Source organism: Leptothrix mechoopdaensis (SeqCode) (assembly GCF_053893855.1).
This window is the reverse complement of the sequence record NZ_CM132699.1, coordinates 2,929,841-2,949,770: the sequence shown is the minus strand read 5'-3', so window position 1 is coordinate 2,949,770 and position 19,930 is coordinate 2,929,841. Positions and strand designations below refer to the sequence as shown.

The 19,930-nt window shown below is 70.5% G+C and carries 18 protein-coding genes; 16 read left to right on the top strand and 2 right to left on the bottom strand.

Annotated elements, in window-relative coordinates:
* The first annotated feature begins 39 nt into the window (after positions 1-39).
* The 6 genes from ACWA7K_RS12795 to glcF all read left to right on the top strand — a co-directional run bounded on the left by ACWA7K_RS12795 (position 40) and on the right by glcF (position 7,234).
* On the top strand, positions 40-885 hold the full coding sequence (locus ACWA7K_RS12795; protein ID WP_456161791.1) for a PhaM family polyhydroxyalkanoate granule multifunctional regulatory protein: 846 nt from the start codon (positions 40-42) through the stop codon (positions 883-885).
* A 27-nt stretch (positions 886-912) separates the two neighbouring features.
* Entirely contained in the window at positions 913-2,175 is a 1,263-nt protein-coding gene (locus ACWA7K_RS12790; protein WP_456161790.1) for an FIST signal transduction protein, read from the top strand.
* On the top strand, positions 2,172-3,062 hold the full coding sequence (locus ACWA7K_RS12785; protein ID WP_456161789.1) for a LysR substrate-binding domain-containing protein: 891 nt from the start codon (positions 2,172-2,174) through the stop codon (positions 3,060-3,062). Before ACWA7K_RS12790 ends, ACWA7K_RS12785 begins: the two co-directional genes overlap by 4 nt.
* Positions 3,063-3,201: 139 nt before the next feature.
* Complete coding sequence (locus tag ACWA7K_RS12780; RefSeq protein WP_456161788.1) at positions 3,202-4,740, top strand: FAD-linked oxidase C-terminal domain-containing protein; 1,539 nt, start codon at positions 3,202-3,204, stop codon at positions 4,738-4,740.
* A gap of 46 nt (positions 4,741-4,786) precedes the next feature.
* Complete coding sequence (gene glcE, locus ACWA7K_RS12775) at positions 4,787-5,920, top strand: glycolate oxidase subunit GlcE (RefSeq protein ID WP_456161787.1); 1,134 nt, start codon at positions 4,787-4,789, stop codon at positions 5,918-5,920.
* A gap of 39 nt (positions 5,921-5,959) precedes the next feature.
* Positions 5,960-7,234 carry a glycolate oxidase subunit GlcF gene (glcF, locus tag ACWA7K_RS12770; RefSeq protein WP_456161786.1) on the top strand — a complete coding sequence of 425 codons (1,275 nt, stop codon included), beginning with the start codon at positions 5,960-5,962 and terminating at the stop codon, positions 7,232-7,234.
* A 48-nt stretch (positions 7,235-7,282) separates the two neighbouring features.
* Here glcF and ACWA7K_RS12765 read toward each other — a convergent pair whose 3' ends face one another.
* Positions 7,283-7,852 carry a hypothetical protein gene (locus tag ACWA7K_RS12765; RefSeq protein WP_456161785.1) on the bottom strand — a complete coding sequence of 190 codons (570 nt, stop codon included), beginning with the start codon at positions 7,850-7,852 and terminating at the stop codon, positions 7,283-7,285.
* Positions 7,853-7,887: 35 nt separating this feature from the next.
* Positions 7,888-9,126 carry a YbfB/YjiJ family MFS transporter gene (locus tag ACWA7K_RS12760; RefSeq protein ID WP_456161784.1) on the bottom strand — a complete coding sequence of 413 codons (1,239 nt, stop codon included), beginning with the start codon at positions 9,124-9,126 and terminating at the stop codon, positions 7,888-7,890.
* 165 nt (positions 9,127-9,291) lie between these two features.
* On the opposite strand from ACWA7K_RS12760, the gene ACWA7K_RS12755 reads away from it, so the two are divergent.
* The 10 genes from ACWA7K_RS12755 (at position 9,292) to ACWA7K_RS12710 (ending at position 19,929) form a co-directional block, all read left to right on the top strand.
* A complete protein-coding gene (locus ACWA7K_RS12755) occupies positions 9,292-10,089 on the top strand; it encodes a transporter substrate-binding domain-containing protein (protein WP_456161783.1) in 798 nt (265 codons plus the stop codon).
* 90 nt (positions 10,090-10,179) lie between these two features.
* A complete protein-coding gene (locus tag ACWA7K_RS12750) occupies positions 10,180-10,839 on the top strand; it encodes an amino acid ABC transporter permease (RefSeq protein WP_456161782.1) in 660 nt (219 codons plus the stop codon).
* A gap of 14 nt (positions 10,840-10,853) precedes the next feature.
* A complete protein-coding gene (locus ACWA7K_RS12745) occupies positions 10,854-11,504 on the top strand; it encodes an amino acid ABC transporter permease (protein WP_456161781.1) in 651 nt (216 codons plus the stop codon).
* A 25-nt stretch (positions 11,505-11,529) separates the two neighbouring features.
* The gene (locus tag ACWA7K_RS12740; protein ID WP_456210139.1) at positions 11,530-12,267 is read left to right on the top strand and encodes an amino acid ABC transporter ATP-binding protein; all 738 of its coding nucleotides are present in this window, start codon (positions 11,530-11,532) and stop codon (positions 12,265-12,267) included.
* A gap of 79 nt (positions 12,268-12,346) precedes the next feature.
* Positions 12,347-12,787, top strand: a complete 441-nt coding sequence (locus ACWA7K_RS12735) for an acyl-CoA thioesterase (protein ID WP_456161779.1) — start codon at positions 12,347-12,349, stop codon at positions 12,785-12,787.
* A gap of 175 nt (positions 12,788-12,962) precedes the next feature.
* Positions 12,963-14,195, top strand: a complete 1,233-nt coding sequence (locus ACWA7K_RS12730; RefSeq protein WP_456161778.1) for an ABC transporter substrate-binding protein — start codon at positions 12,963-12,965, stop codon at positions 14,193-14,195.
* A gap of 158 nt (positions 14,196-14,353) precedes the next feature.
* Positions 14,354-15,253 (top strand): carbohydrate ABC transporter permease, encoded by a 900-nt coding sequence (locus ACWA7K_RS12725; RefSeq protein WP_456210137.1) that lies wholly within the window; start codon positions 14,354-14,356, stop codon positions 15,251-15,253.
* An 11-nt stretch (positions 15,254-15,264) separates the two neighbouring features.
* On the top strand, positions 15,265-16,191 hold the full coding sequence (locus ACWA7K_RS12720) for a carbohydrate ABC transporter permease (protein WP_456161776.1): 927 nt from the start codon (positions 15,265-15,267) through the stop codon (positions 16,189-16,191).
* A gap of 34 nt (positions 16,192-16,225) precedes the next feature.
* Positions 16,226-17,305 (top strand): ABC transporter ATP-binding protein, encoded by a 1,080-nt coding sequence (locus ACWA7K_RS12715; protein ID WP_456161775.1) that lies wholly within the window; start codon positions 16,226-16,228, stop codon positions 17,303-17,305.
* Between the two features lie 110 nt (positions 17,306-17,415).
* Entirely contained in the window at positions 17,416-19,929 is a 2,514-nt protein-coding gene (locus ACWA7K_RS12710; protein ID WP_456161774.1) for a beta-mannosidase, read from the top strand.
* The last annotated feature ends 1 nt before the right edge of the window (position 19,930 follow it).

Below are 19,930 nucleotides of genomic sequence, written 5' to 3'. Positions count from 1 at the left end.
CACGATCCACCCACCGTTCACCCCGACGACGGAGACACCATGACCGACACCAGCGGCTACGCCCAGGCCTATCAGCAGGCCAGCGAGGCTTTCGGCAAGTTCGTACCCGGCTTCGAGTTCCTGCAGGGACTCGTCAAGAACGCCGGCAAGTCGATGCCGTCGATGGGCCAGTGGATCGCCCCGACGCTCGATCCGGAAGAGCTCGAACGGCGCATCGAGGAACTCAAGACGGTGCAGTTCTGGCTCGAACAGAACGCCCGCATGATCGGTGCGACCGTGCAGGCGCTCGAGGTCCAGCGCATGACGCTGGGGGCGCTCAAGGGCATGAACGTGTCGATGGGCGACCTGACCGAGGCGCTCAAGGTCAAGGTGCCCGACATCTTCAGCGCCGCTGCCGAGTCGGCCAAGGCTGCTCCGGCTCCTGCACCCGCTCCCGCCGCCGCACCGGCCCCCAAGGCCGCCGCACCGGTCGACGACGCACACAGCGACGATGCCCCGGCCGCTGACGGCGCCGGCCCGGCGATCGACCCGATGCAGTGGTGGGGCGCCCTGACGCAGCAGTTCACCGCACTGGCCAGCCAGGCGATGCAGGCCACCGGCGAAGCCGCCCGGCAGGCCACCGAGGCCGCCCGCCAGGCCAGCGAAGCCACCACCGACGCGACCGCCCAGGCGATGCAGGCGGCCACCGCCGCCGCTGCCGCCGTGGCCGAGCCGGTCGTGAAGGCGGCATCGGCCAAGGCCACGGGAAAGTCCACGGAGAAGGCCTCAGAAAAGGCGCCTGCGAAGAAGTCCGGCGCCAAGGCCGCCGGCAAGGTGGCCAGCAAGGCCGCTGCGAGTCCCAAGGCCGCTGCGCCCCGCAAGGCCACGCCGCGTTCGGCCGGTTGATGTGCCGACCGGACCGGAGGGCCTGACATGAGCACCGCACCACCGCTCGTGGTCCCGGCCTTCTGGCACGCCCACGCCACCCATCCCGATCCGCACATGGCGCTGGCGCTGGCGGCCGCGCAGATCGACGCGCAGATCGATGCGCAGGCCGGCGCCGGGCTGGGCCGGGCCACGCTGGGCTGGATCTACCTGAGCGACCGCTACGCGCCGCAGGCCGAGGCGCTGCTGGCCGAGCTGCAGCAGCGCTGGCCGACGGCGGCCTGGGTCGGCACGACCGGCGTGTCGATCTGCGCCAGCGGCGTCGAATACGACGACGAGCCGGCGCTGGTGCTGATGCTGGCGGCGTTGCCGGCGGGCAGCTTCACGCTCTACAGCGGCGAACACGGCCTGCCGGCCGATGCGCAGGCCGGTGACATCCACACTGCGCTGGTCCATGCCGACGGCCATGTGCCCGAGCTGGCCGAGCTGATCCACGAGCTGGCCGGGCGCACCGCCAGCGGCTACCTGTTCGGCGGGCTGGCGGCCTCGCGCACCCGGGCGGTCCAGTTCTGCGCGCCGGCCCCGGGTTCGGCCTGGCGTGGCGGGGTCTACGAAGGCGGCGTCTCGGGCGTCGCCTTCGGTGCCGGGGTCGGGCTGATCTCGCGCGTGACCCAGGGTTGCCAGCCGGTCGGCCCGAGCCACCGCATCACCGCCTGCGAACAGAACGTCGTGCTGGAGCTGGACGGCGAACCCGCGCTGGACGTGCTGCTGCGCGAGCTGGGTGTCACGCTCGACGAGCCGCGCCGCGCCTTGCCGGTGCTGCGCGCGACGCTGGCCGGCCTGAGCGATGCGGCCGACGAGAGCCTGTCGCGCGGCGGCCAGTTCGGCGCCGACACCCGCGTGCGCCACCTGATCGGCCTGGACCCGGCGCGGCTCGGCTTCGCGGTCGCCGACCGGGTCGACACCGGCATGCGGCTGGCCTTCTGCCAGCGCCATGTCGAGGCGGCGCGGCGCGACCTGGTGCGCATCTGCGCCGAGATCCGCGAGGAACTCTGCCCCGACGACCCGGACGCGCCGCCCGACCTGTCGGCCAGTGCCGACGATCCGGCCGCGCGCATCGCCGGGGCGATCTACGTCAGCTGCAACGGTCGCGGCGGGGCGCATTTCGGTGCCCCGTCAGCCGAGCTGGAGCTGATCCGCCATGCGCTGGGCGACGTGCCGCTGGTCGGTTTCTTCGCCGGAGGCGAGATCGCCCGCCATCACCTGTATGGCTACACCGGCGTGCTGACCGTGTTCACGCGCCGGCCGTGATCCCGCCGATCCACTGCCTGCTGGCCTTCGAGACGCTGGCGCGGCTGCGCAGCGTCACGGCCGCTGGCGAGGCGCTGCACATCACGCCCAGCGCGGTCAGCCACCGCATCCGCCAGCTCGAAGGCCTGCTCGGTCGCCAGCTGTTCCGGCGCGACTTCAGCCTGACGGCCGATGGCCAGGCCGCGCTCGGCCCGGTGCGCGAGGGCCTGCGCGCGCTGCAGCAGCTGGACTCGGCGCCAGCCTCCGCACCGGCCCCGACGCGGCTGCGGCTGGCCGTCACGCCGACCTTCTCGCGCCAGGTGCTGATGCCGCGCCTGCCGAGCTTCCGCCATGCCTATCCGGACATCGAGCTGATCCTGCAGGTCGCCATCCCGCTGGCCGACGTGACGGCCGAACAGGCCGACCTGGAGATCCGCTACGGCCCCGGCGCCTATGCCGGTGTCGAGCAGGTCTGCCTGATGGGCGACGAGGTCACCCCCGTCTGCAGCCCCGACTACCTGCACGAACACGGCCCGTTCGACGGCTTCGACGAGGCCGGGCAGATCGACCGGGCGCGCCTGATCCGCAGCCCGCTGGAGCCCTGGTCGACCTGGTTCCGCGCCATCGGGCTGGAGCGCGCCGAGCCGGCGGTCGGGGCGCAGTTCAACGACGTCGGCCTGGTGCTCGATGCGGCGGCGGCCGGCTTCGGCGTCGCGCTGCTGCGCCTGCAGCTGGGCGCCGCGTGGCTCGACAGCGGCCGGCTGGTCCGGCTGTCGCCGCGCAGCGTGGCCTCGCCGAACGGCCATCACCTGTGCTGGGCACCCGGGGCGCTGGCGCGCTGGGAATGCGCGGCCTTCGTGGATTGGCTGACCGCCAGCCTGGCCAGCCCCGGCCTTGCCGTCGGCTGAAAGCTTTTCAAGCCCGGCCCGCTCAGGTTTCATGTCGCCGGTGCGACGCCGCACCTACAGTCGACGCCATGGGCCGGTTTACAGTGGCGGCCCGAATCCGCAGACCTCCTGCCTGCTTGCGAGTGGAGTCCCCGCCCCGATGAACGCCCCCCTGTCGCGAGACGCGGCCACCGAGTTCGCGCCGACCGAAGTCCTGCTGCAGCCCGATGCAGCCGCGCGCAAGCGCCGCCAGACCGAGGTGGTCGCCGCGCTGACGCCGCTGCTGCCCGCCCATGCGCTGCTGTGGCAGTCCGAGGACACCGTTCCGTACGAGTGCGACGGCCTGACCGCCTACCGCGAGCGCCCGCTGGTCGTCGCGCTGCCGGAGAACGAGGGCCAGGTCGCCGCCGTGCTGAAGGCCTGTCATCGCCTGAACGTGCCGGTGGTCGCGCGCGGCGCCGGCACCGGGCTGTCCGGCGGGGCGATGCCCAACGCGCTGGGCGTGACGCTGTCGCTGGCCAAGTTCAACCGCATCGTCTCGGTCGACAAGCGCAGCCGCACGGCGGTCGTCCAGTGCGGCGTGCGCAACCTGGCCATCAGCGAGGCCGCCGCGCCGCTGGGCCTGTACTACGCGCCCGATCCGTCCAGCCAGATCGCCTGCACGATCGGCGGCAACGTGGCCGAGAACTCCGGCGGCGTGCATTGCCTGAAGTACGGCCTGACGCTGCACAACGTGCTGCAGGTGCGCGGCTACACGATCGAGGGCGAACCGGTGACCTTCGGCAGCCTGGCGCTGGATGCGCCCGGGCTCGACCTGCTGAGCATCGTCGTCGGCAGCGAGGGCATGCTGGCCGTCACCACCGAGGTGACCGTCAAGCTGGTCCCGAAGCCGCGGCTGGCGCGCTGCATCATGGCCAGCTTCCCGACCGTGCAGAGCGCCGGCGAGGCGGTCGCGCAGATCATCGCCAACGGCATCATCCCGGCCGGCCTGGAGATGATGGACAAGCCGATGACCGCCGCCGTCGAGGATTTCGTCCATGCCGGCTACGACCTCGACGCCGCCGCGATCCTGCTGTGCGAGAGCGACGGCACGCCCGAGGAGGTCGAGGAAGAGATCGGCCGCATGCAGGCCGTGCTGTCGGCCTGCGGCGCGACCCGTCTGGAGGTCAGCCGCGACGAGGCCCAGCGGCTGCGCTTCTGGAGCGGGCGCAAGAACGCCTTCCCGGCGTCCGGCCGCATCAGCCCGGACTACATGTGCATGGACTCGACCATCCCGCGCAAGAAGCTGGCCGAGATCCTGCTGGCCATCGCCGAGATGGAGAAGAAGTACCAGCTCGGCTGCTGCAACGTCTTCCATGCCGGCGACGGCAACCTGCACCCGCTGATCCTGTTCGATGCCAACGACCCGGACCAGCTGCACCGGGCCGAGCAGTTCGGCGCCGACATCCTCGAGACCAGCGTGATGCTGGGCGGCACCGTCACCGGCGAACACGGCGTGGGCGTGGAGAAGCTGAACTCGATGTGCGTGCAGTTCTCGCCCGAGGAACGCGAGCAGATGTTCGCCGTCAAGCGGGCCTTCGACTCGCGCGGGCTGCTCAACCCCGGCAAGGTCATCCCGACGCTGCACCGCTGTGCCGAATACGGCCGCATGCACGTCAGCAAGGGCCTGCTGCCGTTCGCCGAGCTGCCGCGCTTCTGAGCCGGCGGCCCGCAACCCATCCACCGCATCCGGTCTTCACATCACGATGAGCAAGGCATTGAACAGCCTGGTCGAGCGCGTCCGCGCCGCCCGGGCCGACCGCCGCCCGCTGGCCATCCAGGGCGCCGGCAGCAAGGCGTTCTACGGCGAGGCCGCACGCGGCGACCGGCTCGACCTGCGCGAGCTGTCGGGCATCAGCAGCTACGAGCCCAGCGAGCTGGTGCTGACCGCCCGCGCCGGCACGCCGCTGGCCGATGTCGAGGCCGCGCTGGCCGAACGTGGCCAGTGCCTGCCGTTCGAGCCGCCGCGGTTCCCCGATCCGGACCGGCCCGGCCAGCGCGGCGGCACGGTCGGCGGCATGGTCGCGGCGGGCCTGTCCGGCCCGAGCCGCGCCAGCGTCGGCGGCGTGCGCGACTACGTGCTCGGCGCGACGCTGCTGAACGGCCGCGCCGAGCTGCTGAGCTTCGGCGGCCAGGTCATGAAGAACGTCGCCGGCTACGACGTCTCGCGGCTGCTGGCCGGCTCGATGGGCATGCTGGGCGTGATCTGCGAGGTCTCGCTGAAGGTGCTGCCGGTCGCGCCCGCCACCGCGACGCTGCGTTTCGACTGCACCGAGGCCGACGCCATCGAGCGCCTGCAGGCCTGGGGCGGCCAGCCGCTGCCGCTGCAGGCCAGCGCCTGGTGGCAGGGCGCGCTGGTGCTGCGACTGGGGGGCGCCAAGGCGGCGGTCGACGCGGCCGTGCAGGCCTTCCAGGCCCAGGGCGGCGACCTGATCGACGCGCCGCTGGCGCAGCGCTTCTGGAACGGCCTGCGCGACCAGACCGACGAGTTCTTCGACCAGGCCCGCCGCAGCCTGATCGACGGCGGCGCCGGCCTGTGGCGCATCAGCGTGCCGGCCGGTGCCGCGCCGCTGGCGCTGCAGGGCGAGCAGCTGATCGAGTGGCACGGCGCGCAGCGCTGGTGGGTCAGCCGCGAGCCGGCCGCGCACATCCGCGCCGTCGCGGCCCGGGCCGGCGGCCACGCCACGCTCTACCGGGCCCGCGACAAGGCCGCGCTGCTGGCCGGCGCGCCGGTGTTCGAGCCGTTGGTCGCGCCGCTGGACCGCATCCACCGCGAACTCAAGACCAGCTTCGACCCCGACCGCGTGTTCAACCCGGGCCGGCTGTATCCGGACCTCTGAGCCCCGACCCCTGAGCCTCGAACGCCGACACCTGCCTTCATGCAAACCCATCTCGCCCCCGAATACGCCGGCACGCCCGAAGGCGAGGCCGCGCAGGCCATCCTGCGCAAGTGCGTGCACTGCGGCTTCTGCACCGCCACCTGCCCGACCTACCAGCTGCTGGGCGACGAGCTGGACGGCCCGCGCGGCCGCATCTACCTGATCAAGCAGGTGCTGGAAGGCGAGACGCCGACCCGCAAGACCCAGCAGTACCTGGACCGTTGCCTGACCTGCCGCAACTGCGAGAGCACCTGCCCGTCGGGCGTGCAGTACGGCCAGCTGGTCGAGATCGGCCGCGCGGTGGTCGAGGCCAAGGTCGAGCGTCCGGCCGGCGAGCGGCTGGTGCGCGCGGCGCTGCGCGAGGGCATGACCTCGCCGCTGTTCGCGCCGGCGCTGAAGCTCGGCCAGATGGTCCGGCCGCTGCTGCCGTCGTCGCTGAAGAACAAGGTGCCGCCCCGGCCCGGTGCCGAGCAGCAGGCCCACGCCCGCCGCTGGCCGACCCGCAGCCACCCGCGCCGCGTGCTGATGCTGATGGGCTGCGTGCAGCCGGCGCTGGCGCCCAACATCAACACGGCGACCGCCCGCGTGCTGGACGCCTGCGGCATCCAGACGCTGGTGTCCGACGAGGCCGGCTGCTGCGGCGCGATCCGCGCGCACCTGAACGACCACGACGGCGCGCTGGCCGACATGCGCCGCAACATCGACGCCTGGTGGCCGCTGGTCGAGGGCATCGGCGACAACCAGCCGGTCGAGGCGATCGTCTTCAACGCCTCGGGCTGCGGCGTCACCGTCAAGGAATACGGCCATGCGCTGCGCCACGACCCGGCCTATGCCGACAAGGCCGCGCGCATCAGCGCCGTCGCGCGCGACCTGTCCGAGCTGCTGCCGGACCTGCTGCCGGCGCTGAAGTCGCGCCTCGGCCTGCGCCCGCCCGGTGCGCCGACACGCGGCAAGCTGGCCTATCACCCGCCCTGCACGCTGCAGCACGGCCAGAAGCTGCGCGGCGGTGTCGAGGCCGCCTTCACCGAGCTGGGCTACGAGGTCCACCTCGCCACCCAGGACCCGCACCTGTGCTGCGGCTCGGCCGGCACCTACTCGGTGCTGCAGCCCGACATGGCCTACCAGCTGCGCGACCGCAAGATCGGCACGCTGGACGCGCACCGGCCGCAGGCCATCATCAGCGCCAACGTGGGCTGCATCCAGCACCTGCAGACCGGCACCGACACGCCGGTGCGGCACTGGGTCGAGATGCTCGACGAGGCGCTGGAGCGCTGACGCGCCGGCCCTCGGCGCCCCGCCTCAAGCGATCACTCGCTCGCTCGCTCACTCGATCACCAGCCGGTCCAGCCAGCGCGCGCCCGGCGCGATGTCGTCGCGCAGCGCCGGCCGGTAGGGCGGCTCGCCGGGGCGGTCCGGCGGTGCGCTGATGCGGTTCAGGTCGACCGCCTGGGGGCGCCCGACCAGCCGTTCGCCGTCGACCTCGAAGCGGTAGTACAGCCCGTTCCAGAGCTTGGCGCCGAACTCGCGTGGCTGCTTGTAGAGGAACAGCAGGCTGTGCTCCAGCCAGCGCCAGTCACCCGGCCGCACCGTCGCCGGCTGCGCGTAGGGGTAGGGCACGTGGCAGGCCAGCTCGACCTCGCCGCCGATGCACTTGAACTCCTTCATCGACAGGAAATGGTCGGTGAAGACCGCATGCGCCAGCGCCAGCGTGAAGCGGGCGCTCCCATCGCCTTGCGGCTCGAAGCGGATCTGGCCGAGGCGAATCGGCTCGCCCTCGCCGGCTCTGGGATAGGCCGTGAGCGTGCGCTCACCTTGCAGCTCGAAGGCGTGGCCGCTGGGCGCGATCGGACAGGTCGCCAGCAGGGCCAGCGCGGCATTCAGGACGGGTCGCATCGAGGTGATGCTATCGACGCCGGCCGGCCTGGCGATCAGGGCCTGCCCGCAGCCGCCGGCCGGCGCGCCAGCAGCAGGTAGATCACCAGCCCGGCCAGCAGCGCGAAGGCGGCGATCAGCAGCGAGGTCGTGAAGCCGTCGTGCGGCGTCGCGCTGCGGGTCAGCACGGCGGCCACCAGCAGCGGGCCGGCGATCTGGCCCAGGCCGTAGCTGGCGGTCAGCAGGCCGATCAGCACCGAGGCGCCGTGCGGTCGCAGCCGGCGGGCTTCCTGCAGCGCGAACAGCGTGATGGCGGTGAACGGCAGGCCCAGCAGCAGGCTGCCGAGCGCGAAGCCGGCCAGCGTCGGCAGCCAGACGCTCAGCAGCACGCCGGCCGCCTGCATCGCGTAGCAGCCGGCCAGCAGGTGGCGGCGATCCCAGTGCATCGGCAGGCGCAGCGTCAGCAGCGCGCCGAGCGACACGCCCAGGCCGAACAGCGGCCAGAACAGGTCCAGCCAGACGGAGCCCGGCAGTGCCTGGCGGGCGATCACCGGCAGGAAGGTCGCCGTGACGATGTAGCCGAAGCCGGCCAGCCCGTAGGCCAGCGCGAAGGCCGCCAGCGCGGGGCGCCGCAGCGGGCCGTCAGGCTGCGCCGCGCCGCCCGTCACGCCGACGCTGCCGTGCAGGCGCGGCCAGGCCAGCGCCATCAGCAGCAGGGCCAGCAGCGCCATCGCCAGCCAGCCCTGCCAGGCCTGCCAGCCGTGCGCCACCATCGCGCTGGCGGCCAGCCCGCTGGTGCTGATGCCCAGGCCCGGGCCGATGTAGATGACACCCGCCAGGGCCGGCGCGCCCAGTGCCGTCAGCCGGGCCAGGCACCAGCCCGACGTGTAGACGAACACCAGCGCGCTGGCCAGTCCGGCCAGGAAACGCCACCACGGCCAGGCCGCCGGCCACGGCAGCGCCATGCCGGCGGTCAGCGCCAGCGTCGCGACCAGGCCGATGCGGATCGCCCGGGTCGGCACGACCGGCGCCTGCCGGCCGAAGCGCCGCCACAGCCACGGCTGCATCGCGCAGGCCAGCGCGCCGAGCCAGTAGCCCAGGTAGTTCGCCGTCGCCAGCAGGCTGCCGCCGCGCAGGTCGACCACGCCATCGGCCAGCATCATCGGCAGCAGGGGGGTGAAGGCGAAGCGGCCGATGCCCATGGCGGTGGCCAGGCAGAGCAGGCCGGCGAGGGCGGTGGGCCAGGGGCTGGGGTGCGGCGTCGTGCCGTCGTTCCGGGAAGGTGATGCGGGCATCGGCGGATTGTCGGGGCGGCCGGGACGGCCGGGACGGCCTTGGCATGCCTCCTGCATACACGGTTTGCATACAAGCGGAATGCACCCACGCGGTGCATCCGATGATCCACCCCGATCCGCCTCGATCCACCCCGCGCCGACGCGCACCACCCCGGAGCCCCCGCCATGCAACGACGTTCCTTCCTTGGCCTTCCGCTGGCCGCCGCCACCCTGGTCGCCGCCCTGATGCCCCTGGCTGCCCAGGCCCAGGCTGCGCTCGACGAGGTCATGGCCCGCAAGTCCATCAGCATCGCGGTGCCGACCGACTTCCCGCCCTACGGCTTCGTCGGCATCGACCTCAAGCCGCAGGGCCTGGACGTCGACATGGCCAACCTGATCGGCGCAAAGCTGGGCGTGAAGGTCGAGCTCGTGCCGGTGACCAGCGCCAACCGCATCCCCTACCTGCAGACCCACAAGGCGCAGCTGGTGATCTCGACGCTGGGCAAGAACCCGGAACGCGAGAAGGTCATCGACTTCACGGCCGCCTACTCGCCGTTCTTCCAGGCGGTGTTCGCGGCGAAGTCGCTGTCGATCAAGTCGTTTGCCGATCTGGCCGGCAAGACCGTCGGCGTGACGCGCGGTGCGATCGAGGACATGGAGCTGAGCAAGCTCGCGCCGGCCAGCGCCGACATCAAGCGCTTCGAGGACAACAACGCGACCGTCTCGGCCTTCGTCGCCGGCCAGGTCCAGGTGATCGCGACCGGCGCCTCGGTGGCCGGCAACATGATGCAGCGCAACCCGCAGCTGGGTGCCGAATACAAGCTGCTGATCAAGGACTCGCCCAACTTCATCGGCGTGGCCAAGGGCGAGGACAAGCTGCGCCTGAAGATCAACGAGATCATCGCGGCGGCCAAGGCCTCCGGCGAGATCGACAAGCTGGCCGTCAAGTGGCTCGGCCGCCCGGCTGGCGAGCTGCCGAACTGACGTGGGCGGGCGCGTCGACATGCGTTCCGCGATGACCGTCGCGATGACTGCTGCGATGATCTTCGCGACCCCCTGCCCCGGGTGGCTCACATGCTGAGCCTGGACTTCGCCGCCGTGCTGTCCGAGTGGCCGCTGCTGCTGCGCGGCATCGGTGCCACCGTCGTGCTGACCGCCGTGGCCACGGTGTTCGGGCTGGCGCTGGGCATCGCCTGCGCCTGGGCGCGCACGTGGGGGCCGCGGCCGCTGGGCGTGCTGGTGTCGGGCTATGTCGAGCTGATCCGCAACACGCCCTTCATCGTCCAGCTGTTCTTCGTGTTCTTCGGCCTGCCCAGCCTGGGCTGGCGGCTGAGCCCGGAGGCGGCGTCGGTGCTGGCGATGGTGATCAACCTGGGCGCCTATGCCGCCGAGATCGTGCGGGCCGGCGTGCAGGCCACGCCGCGCGGCCAGATCGAGGCCGGCCTGAGCCTGGCGCTGACCCGTCGCCAGGTGTTCCTGCGCGTGGTGCTGCCGCCGGCGCTGTCGCGCGTCTGGCCGGCGATGGTCAGCCAGATCGTCATCGTGATGCTGGGCTCGGCGGTCTGCGGCCAGATCGCCACGCAGGAGCTGTCGTACTACGCCAACCTGATCCAGAGCCGCAACTTCCGCGCCTTCGAGGCCTACATCGTCGTGACCGTGCTGTACCTCGCGCTCGCGGTCGGGCTGCGCCAGCTGCTGCGCTGGGCCGGCCCGCGTTTCCTGTTCGGACGCTGAGGAGGGCGCGGACCATGGTCGATTTCAGTCTCTGGGACATCGTGCGCAACCTGCTGCTGGCGGCGCGCTGGACGGTCCTGCTGTCGCTGGTCGCCTTCATCGGCGGCGGGCTGGTCGCGCTGGCGTTGCTGGTCGCGCGGATCGCCCGCGTGCGCGGTGCCGAACGGGGCGTGGCGCTGTACGTGCAGGTCTTCCAGGGCACGCCGCTGCTGATGCAGCTGTTCCTGTCCTACTTCGGGCTGGCGATGCTCGGGCTCGATGTGCCGGCCTGGCTGGCCGCCGGGCTGGCGCTGACGCTCTACACCAGCGCCTTCCTGGTCGAGATCTGGCGCGGCTGCGTGCTGGCCATCCCGAAGGGCCAGTGGGAGGCCGCCGCCAGCCTGGCGATGACGCTGGGCGAGCAGCTGCGCCATGTCATCGCGCCGCAGGCGCTGCGCATCGCCGTGCCGCCGACCGTCGGCTTCCTGGTGCAGGTGGTCAAGGGCACGGCGCTGGCCTCGGTGATCGGCTTCGTCGAGCTGACCAAGGCCGGCACGATGATCACCAACGCCACCTTCCAGCCCTTCACCGTCTACGCCTGCGTGGCGCTGATGTATTTCCTGCTCTGTTATCCGATCTCGGCCTGGAGCCGGGTGCTTGAAAGGAAGATCCACCGTGGCCGCTGATCAGACTGCCGAGCCGACCGCCCCCGTGACGGCCCCCATCGTCGAGATCCGCGCGCTGCGCAAGCGCTACGGCACGCACGAGGTGCTGCAGGGCATCGACCTGGCCGTGCAGACCGGCGAGGTCATCGCCATCATCGGCAAGAGCGGCTCGGGCAAGAGCACGCTGCTGAGGTGCATCAACGGCCTGGAGGAGTTCCAGGACGGCAGCCTGCAGGTCGCCGGCCAGCCGCTGCGGCATGGCGACGCGGTGGCGATGCGCGCGCTGCGCCAGCAGGTCGGCATGATCTTCCAGAGCTTCAACCTGTTCCCGCACCTCGATGTCGGCCACAACGTGATGCTCGCGCCCGCGCTCGTGAAGGGCCGTCGCGGGGCGCCGGCCGAGGCGCGTGCGCAGGCGCTGCTGGAGCGGGTCGGCCTGGGCGAGAAGTTCGGCGCCTGGCCGGACCAGCTGTCGGGCGGCCAGCAGCAGCGCGTGGCGATCGCGCGGGCGCTGGCGATGGATCCGGCCGTGCTGCTGTGTGACGAGATCACCTCGGCGCTGGACCCCGAACTGGTCGGCGAGGTGCTGAAGGTCGTCGAGTCGCTGGCCGACGACGGCATGACGCTGCTGATGGTCACGCACGAGATGAACTTCGCCCGCAAGGTGGCCGACCGGGTCGTCTTCATGCACGCCGGGCGCATCCACGAGATGGGGTCGCCCGATGAGTTGTTCGGCGCGCCGCGCACGCCCGAACTGCAGCAGTTCCTGTCCGCGCTGCACTGAGGTCAGCCCGGATGCCGGCGGCCGCCGGGGGCAGGGAAGATCGCGCGGTCGCCTTCATCGCCACCGCAGCCGAGCCGCCTTGACCGATCCCGCCCGCCCCCAGCCGACCGACCGCGCCCGCTACCGCCACTTCAGCGCCATCCCGACCCGCTGGGCCGACAACGATGCCTACGGGCACGTCAACAACGTCGTGTACTACGCGTGGTTCGACACGGCGGTGAACCGGCACCTGATCGAGGCGGGCGTGCTGGACGTCGCCAGCAGTCCGGTGATCGGTCTGGTGGTCGAGACGCGCTGCAACTACTTCTCGTCGGTGGCCTTTCCGGACACCGTGCACGCCGGCCTGCGCGTGCTGCACCTCGGGCGATCGAGCGTGCGCTATGAAATCGGCTTGTTCCGCGGCGAGGCCGATCGGGCTTCGGCGGTGGGGGAGTTCGTCCACGTCTACGTGGAACGGGCCACGCAGCGGCCGGTGGAGATCCCCGAAACCGTGCGTAACCTGTTGTTGACGCTGCGCTGACAAACGCCGGTGTTAACCCCCGAAGGGCCTCGGACCTCGGGTTTGCTCGGATGCTTGCACGTTTAAAGACTGATTAAATTATTGGATGGAAACGGTTCCACTTGTTCCACGCTGCGTGGTAAACCGGTTCCAGTCCTGCATCTGCAGCTCAAGTTCCCATCCCAAAGGAGACAGCATGATCGTTCGACCCACTCAACTTGTCGCCGCGCTGATCGCGGGCTTCGCCATGGTCGGCGCCGCTCAGGCGCAGAAGGCTGAAGTCATCCACTGGTGGACGTCCGGTGGCGAAGCCGCCGCGATCAAGGAATTCGCCACCATGTACAACAAGCTCGGTGGTTCCTGGCAGGACAACCCCGTCGCCGGCGGCGGCGGCGGTGCGGCCCGCACCGTGATCATCAACCGCATGCAAGGTGGCGATCCCCCCACCGCTGCCCAGTTCAACTACTCCAACCAGTACCGCGAAGCCATCTCGGCCGGCCTGCTGAACAACCTGGACGACCTGGCGAAGAAGGAAAACTGGGACGCCGCCCTGCCGGACTCGATCAAGACCTCCATCAAGGTCAACGGCAGCTACTACGCCGTGCCGGTCAACCTGCACATGCCGCACTGGGTGTGGTCCAACAAGGCCGTGCTGGCCAAGGCCGGCATCACCAAGGACCCGCAGAACCTGGCTGAAGTCATCGCCGCGATGGACGCCGTCAAGGCCAAGGTGCCGGGCGTGATCCCGCTGGCGCTGGGTGGTCAGGGCTGGCAGGAAAACATCCTGTTCCGCGACGTGCTGCTGGCCAATGGCGGCAAGGACCTGTGGCTGAAGGTGCACAAGGACAAGGACCTGTCGAGCAAGGAATTCCGCAAGTCGCTGGAAGACTTCCGCAAGCTGAAGGGCTATGTGGATGCCGGTTCGCCGGGCCGCGACTGGAACCTGGCCACCGGCATGGTGATCGAGGGCAAGGCCGCTTTCCAGTTCATGGGTGACTGGGCCAAGGGCGAGTTCATCAACGCCGGCAAGGTGCAGGGCAAGGACTTCGGCTGCGCCCTGGTCGCCGGCCCGACCACCCCGTACGTGATCGGTGGCGACGTGTTCGTCTTCCCGAAGAGCGACAAGCCGGGCGTCAAGGAAGCCCAGGCCAAGCTGGCCGCGATGATGTACTCGAAGGAAGGTCAGGTCGCCTTCAACAACAAGAAGGGCTCGATCCCGATCCGCACCGACGTCGACCTGTCGCAGATCGACGCTTGCGCGGCCACCGGCGTGAAGGCGCTGAAGGAGCGTCGTCTGGTCGAGAGCGAAGGCCAGCTGCTGTCGCCTGACGCGCTCGGCGCGTTCGAGGATGCCGTCAGCAAGTTCTGGAACTCCACCCAGTCCGTCGACGACGCCCTGAAGGTCATGCAGGTCGCTGTGAAGCGCTGATCCTGCAAGTCCCGAGGTCCGGTCGACCCGTTCGACCGGCCTCTGGCGAGGGACGGCGCGTGATTCACGCGCCGTCCGCTTTTCTCCCCTGATTCCTGCCTTCAGGCGCCCATGTGGGCCGGCCTGAGGGCTCACTGTTGCCGATGGAGTGCCCAGCCATGGCTGCGAGCAAGCGACCCCGACGGTTGAACCTGGCCGTTCACGCGGCCCTGTTGCCCATGGCCATCACGGCCCTGCTGGCCTACGTGGGTTCGGTGCTGTGGAGCATCCGGATCTCGTTCACCTCGTCCAAGATGTTCACGTCGTCCGATTTCGTCGGCATGGCGCAATACACCCGCCTGTGGGAGACCGACCGCTGGACGGCGGCGGCCCAGAACATGGGCGTGCTGGTGATCGTCTACATCGGTGCGGTCATCGTGCTCGGCACGCTGATGGCGATCTTCATCGACCAGCAGGTCAAGGCCGAGAGCTGGTTCCGCACCATCTTCCTCTACCCCTATGCGATGAGCTTCGTCGTCACCGGGCTGATCTGGCAGTGGCTGTTCAACCCGACGATGGGCCTGCAGAACTTCGTCGTCGGCCTGGGCTTCACCGGCTTCCGGCTGGACTGGACGGTGAGACCGGAGACAGCGATCTACGCGATCGGTCTGGCGATGGTCTGGCAAGGCAGCGGCACGACCATGGCGATCATCCTGGCCGCACTTCGCGGCGTGGACGAGGAGCAATGGAAGGCGGCCCGCCTGGACGGCGTCTCCAAGCCGCGCTACTACTTCAGCGTCGTGCTGCCCCAGCTCGGCCCGGCCTACGCGACCGCGCTGGTGCTGCTGGCCGTGGCGCTGGTGCGCACCTACGACATCGTGCTGGTGATGACCAGCGGCGGCCCGGGTGATGCCAGCGAAGTGCCGGCGAAATTCATCATCGACCACCTGTTCGGCCGCAACAACATCGGCCTGGCATCGGCCGCCTCGGTGGTGCTGCTGCTGACCGTGTTCTCGGTGCTGGCACCGCTGCTGTACTGGCGCTCGCGTGTCGAGGCTCGCCAGAACGCCGGACATTGAAAGGGCTCCCCATGTCGTCCAACCCGCAGACCCTGTCCACGCCGGCGATGGCCTCCGCGCCGGCCCGCACGCAGCGGCCGCGCAAGCCGCTGTTCACGCCCGCACGCATCGGCATCTATGCCTTCCTGATCAGCGTGTCGGCCTTCTTCCTGCTGCCGCTGTACGTGATGCTGATCACGTCGCTGAAGACCGCCACCGAGGTCCGCCAGGCCGTGCTGTTCGGCTGGCCCGCCATCCCGCAGTTCGGCAACTGGGTGGAAGCCTGGTCGACCGCCTGCATCTCGATCGCCTGCAACGGCATCCAGGGCGGCTTCTGGAACTCGGTGCGCATCGTCGTGCCGGCCACCATCATCTCGGTGATGCTGGGTGCGCTCAACGGCTATGCGCTGAGCTTCTGGCGCAACAAGTGGGGCGACCTGCTGTTCGGGATCATCCTGCTGGGCGCCTTCGTGCCCTTCCAGATCATGGTCTACCCGCTGGTGACGTGGTTCCGCATGGGCGGCTTCTACAACACCTACTGGGCCATCGTGCTGACGCACTGCATCTTCGGCATGCCGGTGCTGACCATCCTGTTCCGCAACTACTACGTCGCCGTGCCGCAGGAGCTGTTCAAGGCCGCGCGCATCGACGGTGGCGGCTTCTGGCGCATCTTCTTCCAGCTGATGCTGCCGATGGCCACGCCGATGCTGATCGTCGCGGTGATCCTGCAGGTCACCGGCATCTGGAACGACTTCATGTTCGGCCTGATCTTCGCCGGCAAGGAGAACTACCCGATGACGGTGCAGCTCAACAACCTGGTCAACACGACCCTGGGCGAGCGTCGCTACAACATCGACATGGCCGCCACCATCCTGACCTCGCTGGTGCCGCTGGCGGTGTACTTCTTCTCCGGTCGCTGGTTCGTGCGCGGCATCGCTGCGGGCGCGGTCAAGGGCTGAACCTCCACATCCTCAAGCAGACACGACACACATCATGGCCAGCGTCACCATCGACAACCTCGACATCGTGCTCGGGGGCAACACCATCCTCAAGGGCATGAACCTGGACATCGCGCACGGCGAGTTCCTGGTCCTGCTCGGCCCTTCGGGCTGCGGCAAGTCCACGCTGCTGCACACCATCGCCGGCTTCAATGAAGTCGCCGAAGGCAGCATCCGCATCGGCGAGCGCGACGTCACCTGGGCCGACCCGAAGGACCGCGAGATCGGCATGGTCTTCCAGTCCTACGCGCTCTACCCGACGATGAACGTCGAGAAGAACATGTCCTTCGGCCCGCGCGTGGCCGGCATCCCCAAGGACGAGATCGACCGCCGCGTCAACAAGGCGGCCGAGATGCTGCACCTGACGCCGCTGCTCAAGCGCCGTCCGGCCCAGCTCTCCGGCGGCCAGCGCCAGCGCGTGGCGATCGGCCGTGCGGTGGTGCGCGACGCCAAGGTCTACCTGTTCGACGAGCCGCTGTCCAACCTCGACGCCAAGCTGCGCGCCGAGCTGCGCCGCGAGTTGAAGCAGCTGCACCGCCAGCTCGACGCGACGATGATCTACGTCACCCACGACCAGGTCGAGGCGATGACGCTGGCCGACCGCATCGCGGTGATGAAGGCCGGCGTGATCCAGCAGATCGGCGCGCCCGACGAGATCTACAGCCGCCCGGTCAACCTGTTCGTGGCCGGCTTCCTCGGCTCGCCGACGATGAACGTCATGCGCGGCAAGCTCAACACGAACGGCGGCCTGCGCTTCGAGAGCCAGGCCTTCAGCACCGACGTGTCGGCCTACCCGTTCCAGCAGTCGCCGGCCGCCGGCGAGGTCGTGCTGGGCGTGCGGCCGGAGCAGGTCCGGCTGGCTCACGCGATGAGCCCGGACACGCCGCACCAGGGCACGATCTCGGTGGTCGAACCGCTCGGCCCGCAGCAGATCATCTGGTTCACGGTCGGCGAGAACACGCTGTCGGCCATCGTCGACGACCAGTGGAAGGGCCAGCCCGACGATCCGGTGTTCTTCGGCTTCGACCTGCCACGCGCGTCGATGTTCGACGCCGCCAGCGAAGCCCGGCTCTGATCTGACGCACCCCCTCGCGGTGACGCCCCCCGGCGTCGTCGCAGGGGGTTTTCTCGGTCTCGCGAAGAAACCGGTTCCACTGCCCCGCCGGTCGGACCTGGAGGACGGTGATGCAAGCCCAGACCCTGCCCGCGATCGAACGACAGCTGCACGACGGCTGGCAGTTGCGCGAGGTCGATCCGGCCCTCGACGAGGCCGCGCTGCATGGCTCGGCCGACGGCTGGCTGCCGGCTCGTGTGCCCGGCACGGTCTACCGCGACCTGATCGACGCGGGCCGCATTCCCGATCCCTACGAGGCCCGTCACGAGGCCGACGTGCAGTGGGTCGCCGAGCGCGACTGGCTCTGGCGGCTGGACTTCGAGGTCGCGGCCGACGAGGCCCGCCGCCGCACGACGCTGTGTTTCGACGGCCTGGACACCATCGCGCAGGTCTGGCTCGACGGCCACCTGATCGCCCGCAGCGACAACATGTTCGTGCCGCTGCAGGTCGACGTCACCCTCGCCCCTGGCCCGCACCGCCTGCTGCTGCGCTGTGACAGCGCGCTGCGCCACGGCCGCATGCTGCAGGCCCGGCTGGGCACGCGGCCGCTGTGGAACGGCGACAGCAGCCGGCTCTATGTGCGCAAGGCGCCCTACCACTACGGCTGGGACTGGGGCCCGACGGTGCTGACGGCCGGCCCGTGGAAGCCGGTGCGGCTGCTGGCCGATGACGTGCGCATCGAGTCGCTGCACAGCCCCGTCTGGCTCGGCGAGGCGCTCGACCGCGCGCGGGTCGACGTGGTGCTCGGCCTGAGCGGCACGTTCGATGGCATCGAGGTCGAACACCGCCTGCTCGATCCGCAAGGCCTTGAAGTGGCCACGCACCGCAGCGCCGCCGTGGCCGACCACCGCGCCGGCCTGGCCATCGCCGCGCCACAGCTCTGGTGGCCGGCGGGGCAGGGCGCGCAGCCGCTCTACACGCTGACGACGCGGCTGCTGCACGGCGAGGTCGAGCTGACCCGCACGCAGCGCCGCCTCGGGCTGCGCCGCATCCGGCTGGTGCAGGAGCCGGTGGCCGGCGAGCCGGGCCAGAGCTTCTTCTTCGAGGTCAACGGCCGCGCCTTCTTCTGCGGTGGCGCCAACTGGATCCCCGACGACCTGCTGCTCGAACGCGTCACGCCCGAGCGTTACCGCGACCGCGTGCAGACCGCCGTCGACGGCGGCCACACGATGCTGCGCGTGTGGGGCGGCGGCATCTACGAGGACGACGCCTTCTACGACGCCTGCGACGAACTCGGCGTGCTGGTCTGGCAGGACTTCCTGTTCGCCTGCGGCCTGTACCCGGCCCACGACGCCTACCTCGCCAGTGTCGAGGCCGAGGCGCGCGCGGCCATCACCCGGCTGCGCCACCGCGCCAGCCTGGCGATCTGGTGCGGCAACAACGAGGACTACACGCTGGCCGAGTCGGTCGGCGCGCACGGCCCCGGCAGCGACACGGTCCGCTTCGACGCCCGCCGCATCTACGAGCAGCTGCTGCCCACGCTGTGCGCCGAACTCGATCCGCAGCGGCCCTACTGGCCCGGCAGCCCGTACACGCCGGGGGTCGACGGCCTGCAGAACTCGCAGGACAAGACCGCCGGTGACCGCCACAGCTGGGAGGTCTGGCACCAGCTGATGCTCCCGTACCAGCGTTATGCCGAGGTCGGCGCGCGTTTCGTCAGCGAGTTCGGCCTGCAGTCGCATCCGTCGCTGGCGGTGCTGCATGCGGCCATTCCGGACGAATCCGAGCGCCGCCCTGGCAGCCGCACGCTGCAGTGGCACAACAAGGCTTCATCGGTGGTCGGTGCCGACGGCCATCGCCGGCTGGCCGTCTACCTGGCCGACAACCTGCCGCCGGTGACCACGCTGGCCGCCGAGGTGCAGGCCACGCAGTTCGTCCAGGCCGAGGCGATGCGCCATGCCTACGAGGCCTTCCGGCGCCGCTGGCAGCGCCCTGGCGCGCGCGCCTGCGGCGGTGCGCTGGTCTGGCAGCTCAACGACTGCTGGCCGGTGTCGAGCTGGGCCATCGTCGACAGCGCCGGCCACCGCAAGCCGGCCTGGCACGTGATCCGCCGCGCGCTGGCGCCGCTGGCCTGCGCGGTGCGGCGCGATGCGGTCGACCCGTCCGGCGCGAGCGCCTGGGCCATGTCGTCGCTGGACCAGTCCGTGCAGGCCCAGGCGCGCTGGACGCTGCAGACACTGGCGGGCGAGACCCTCGATCAACACGAGCAGATCGTCGATCTGCCCGCCAACGCCAGCACCGAGCTGAACGTGCCCGAACGCTGGCGACAGGGCGGTGACCGGCCACTCGTCGCCGCGCTGAGCCTGTCGGCTACGGGGCTGCAGGCGCGTGCGTTGGCCTGGCCCGAGCCGCACCGCTGGGCGCCGGTCGAGGATCCGCAGCTGAACATCGAGACGCTGGCCGGCGGCCTGCTGCGTGTCACGGCCGCGCGCCCCGCCAAGGGCGTCTGGTTCGACGCATCCGGCGCCACCTTCTCCGACAACTTCATCGACCTGCTGGCCGGCGAATCGCGCGAGATCCGCGTGGACGGCCCGGTCGACGGCTTGCGCGTGGTCAGCCTCCACGACCTGCAGGCGAGGGGCTGAC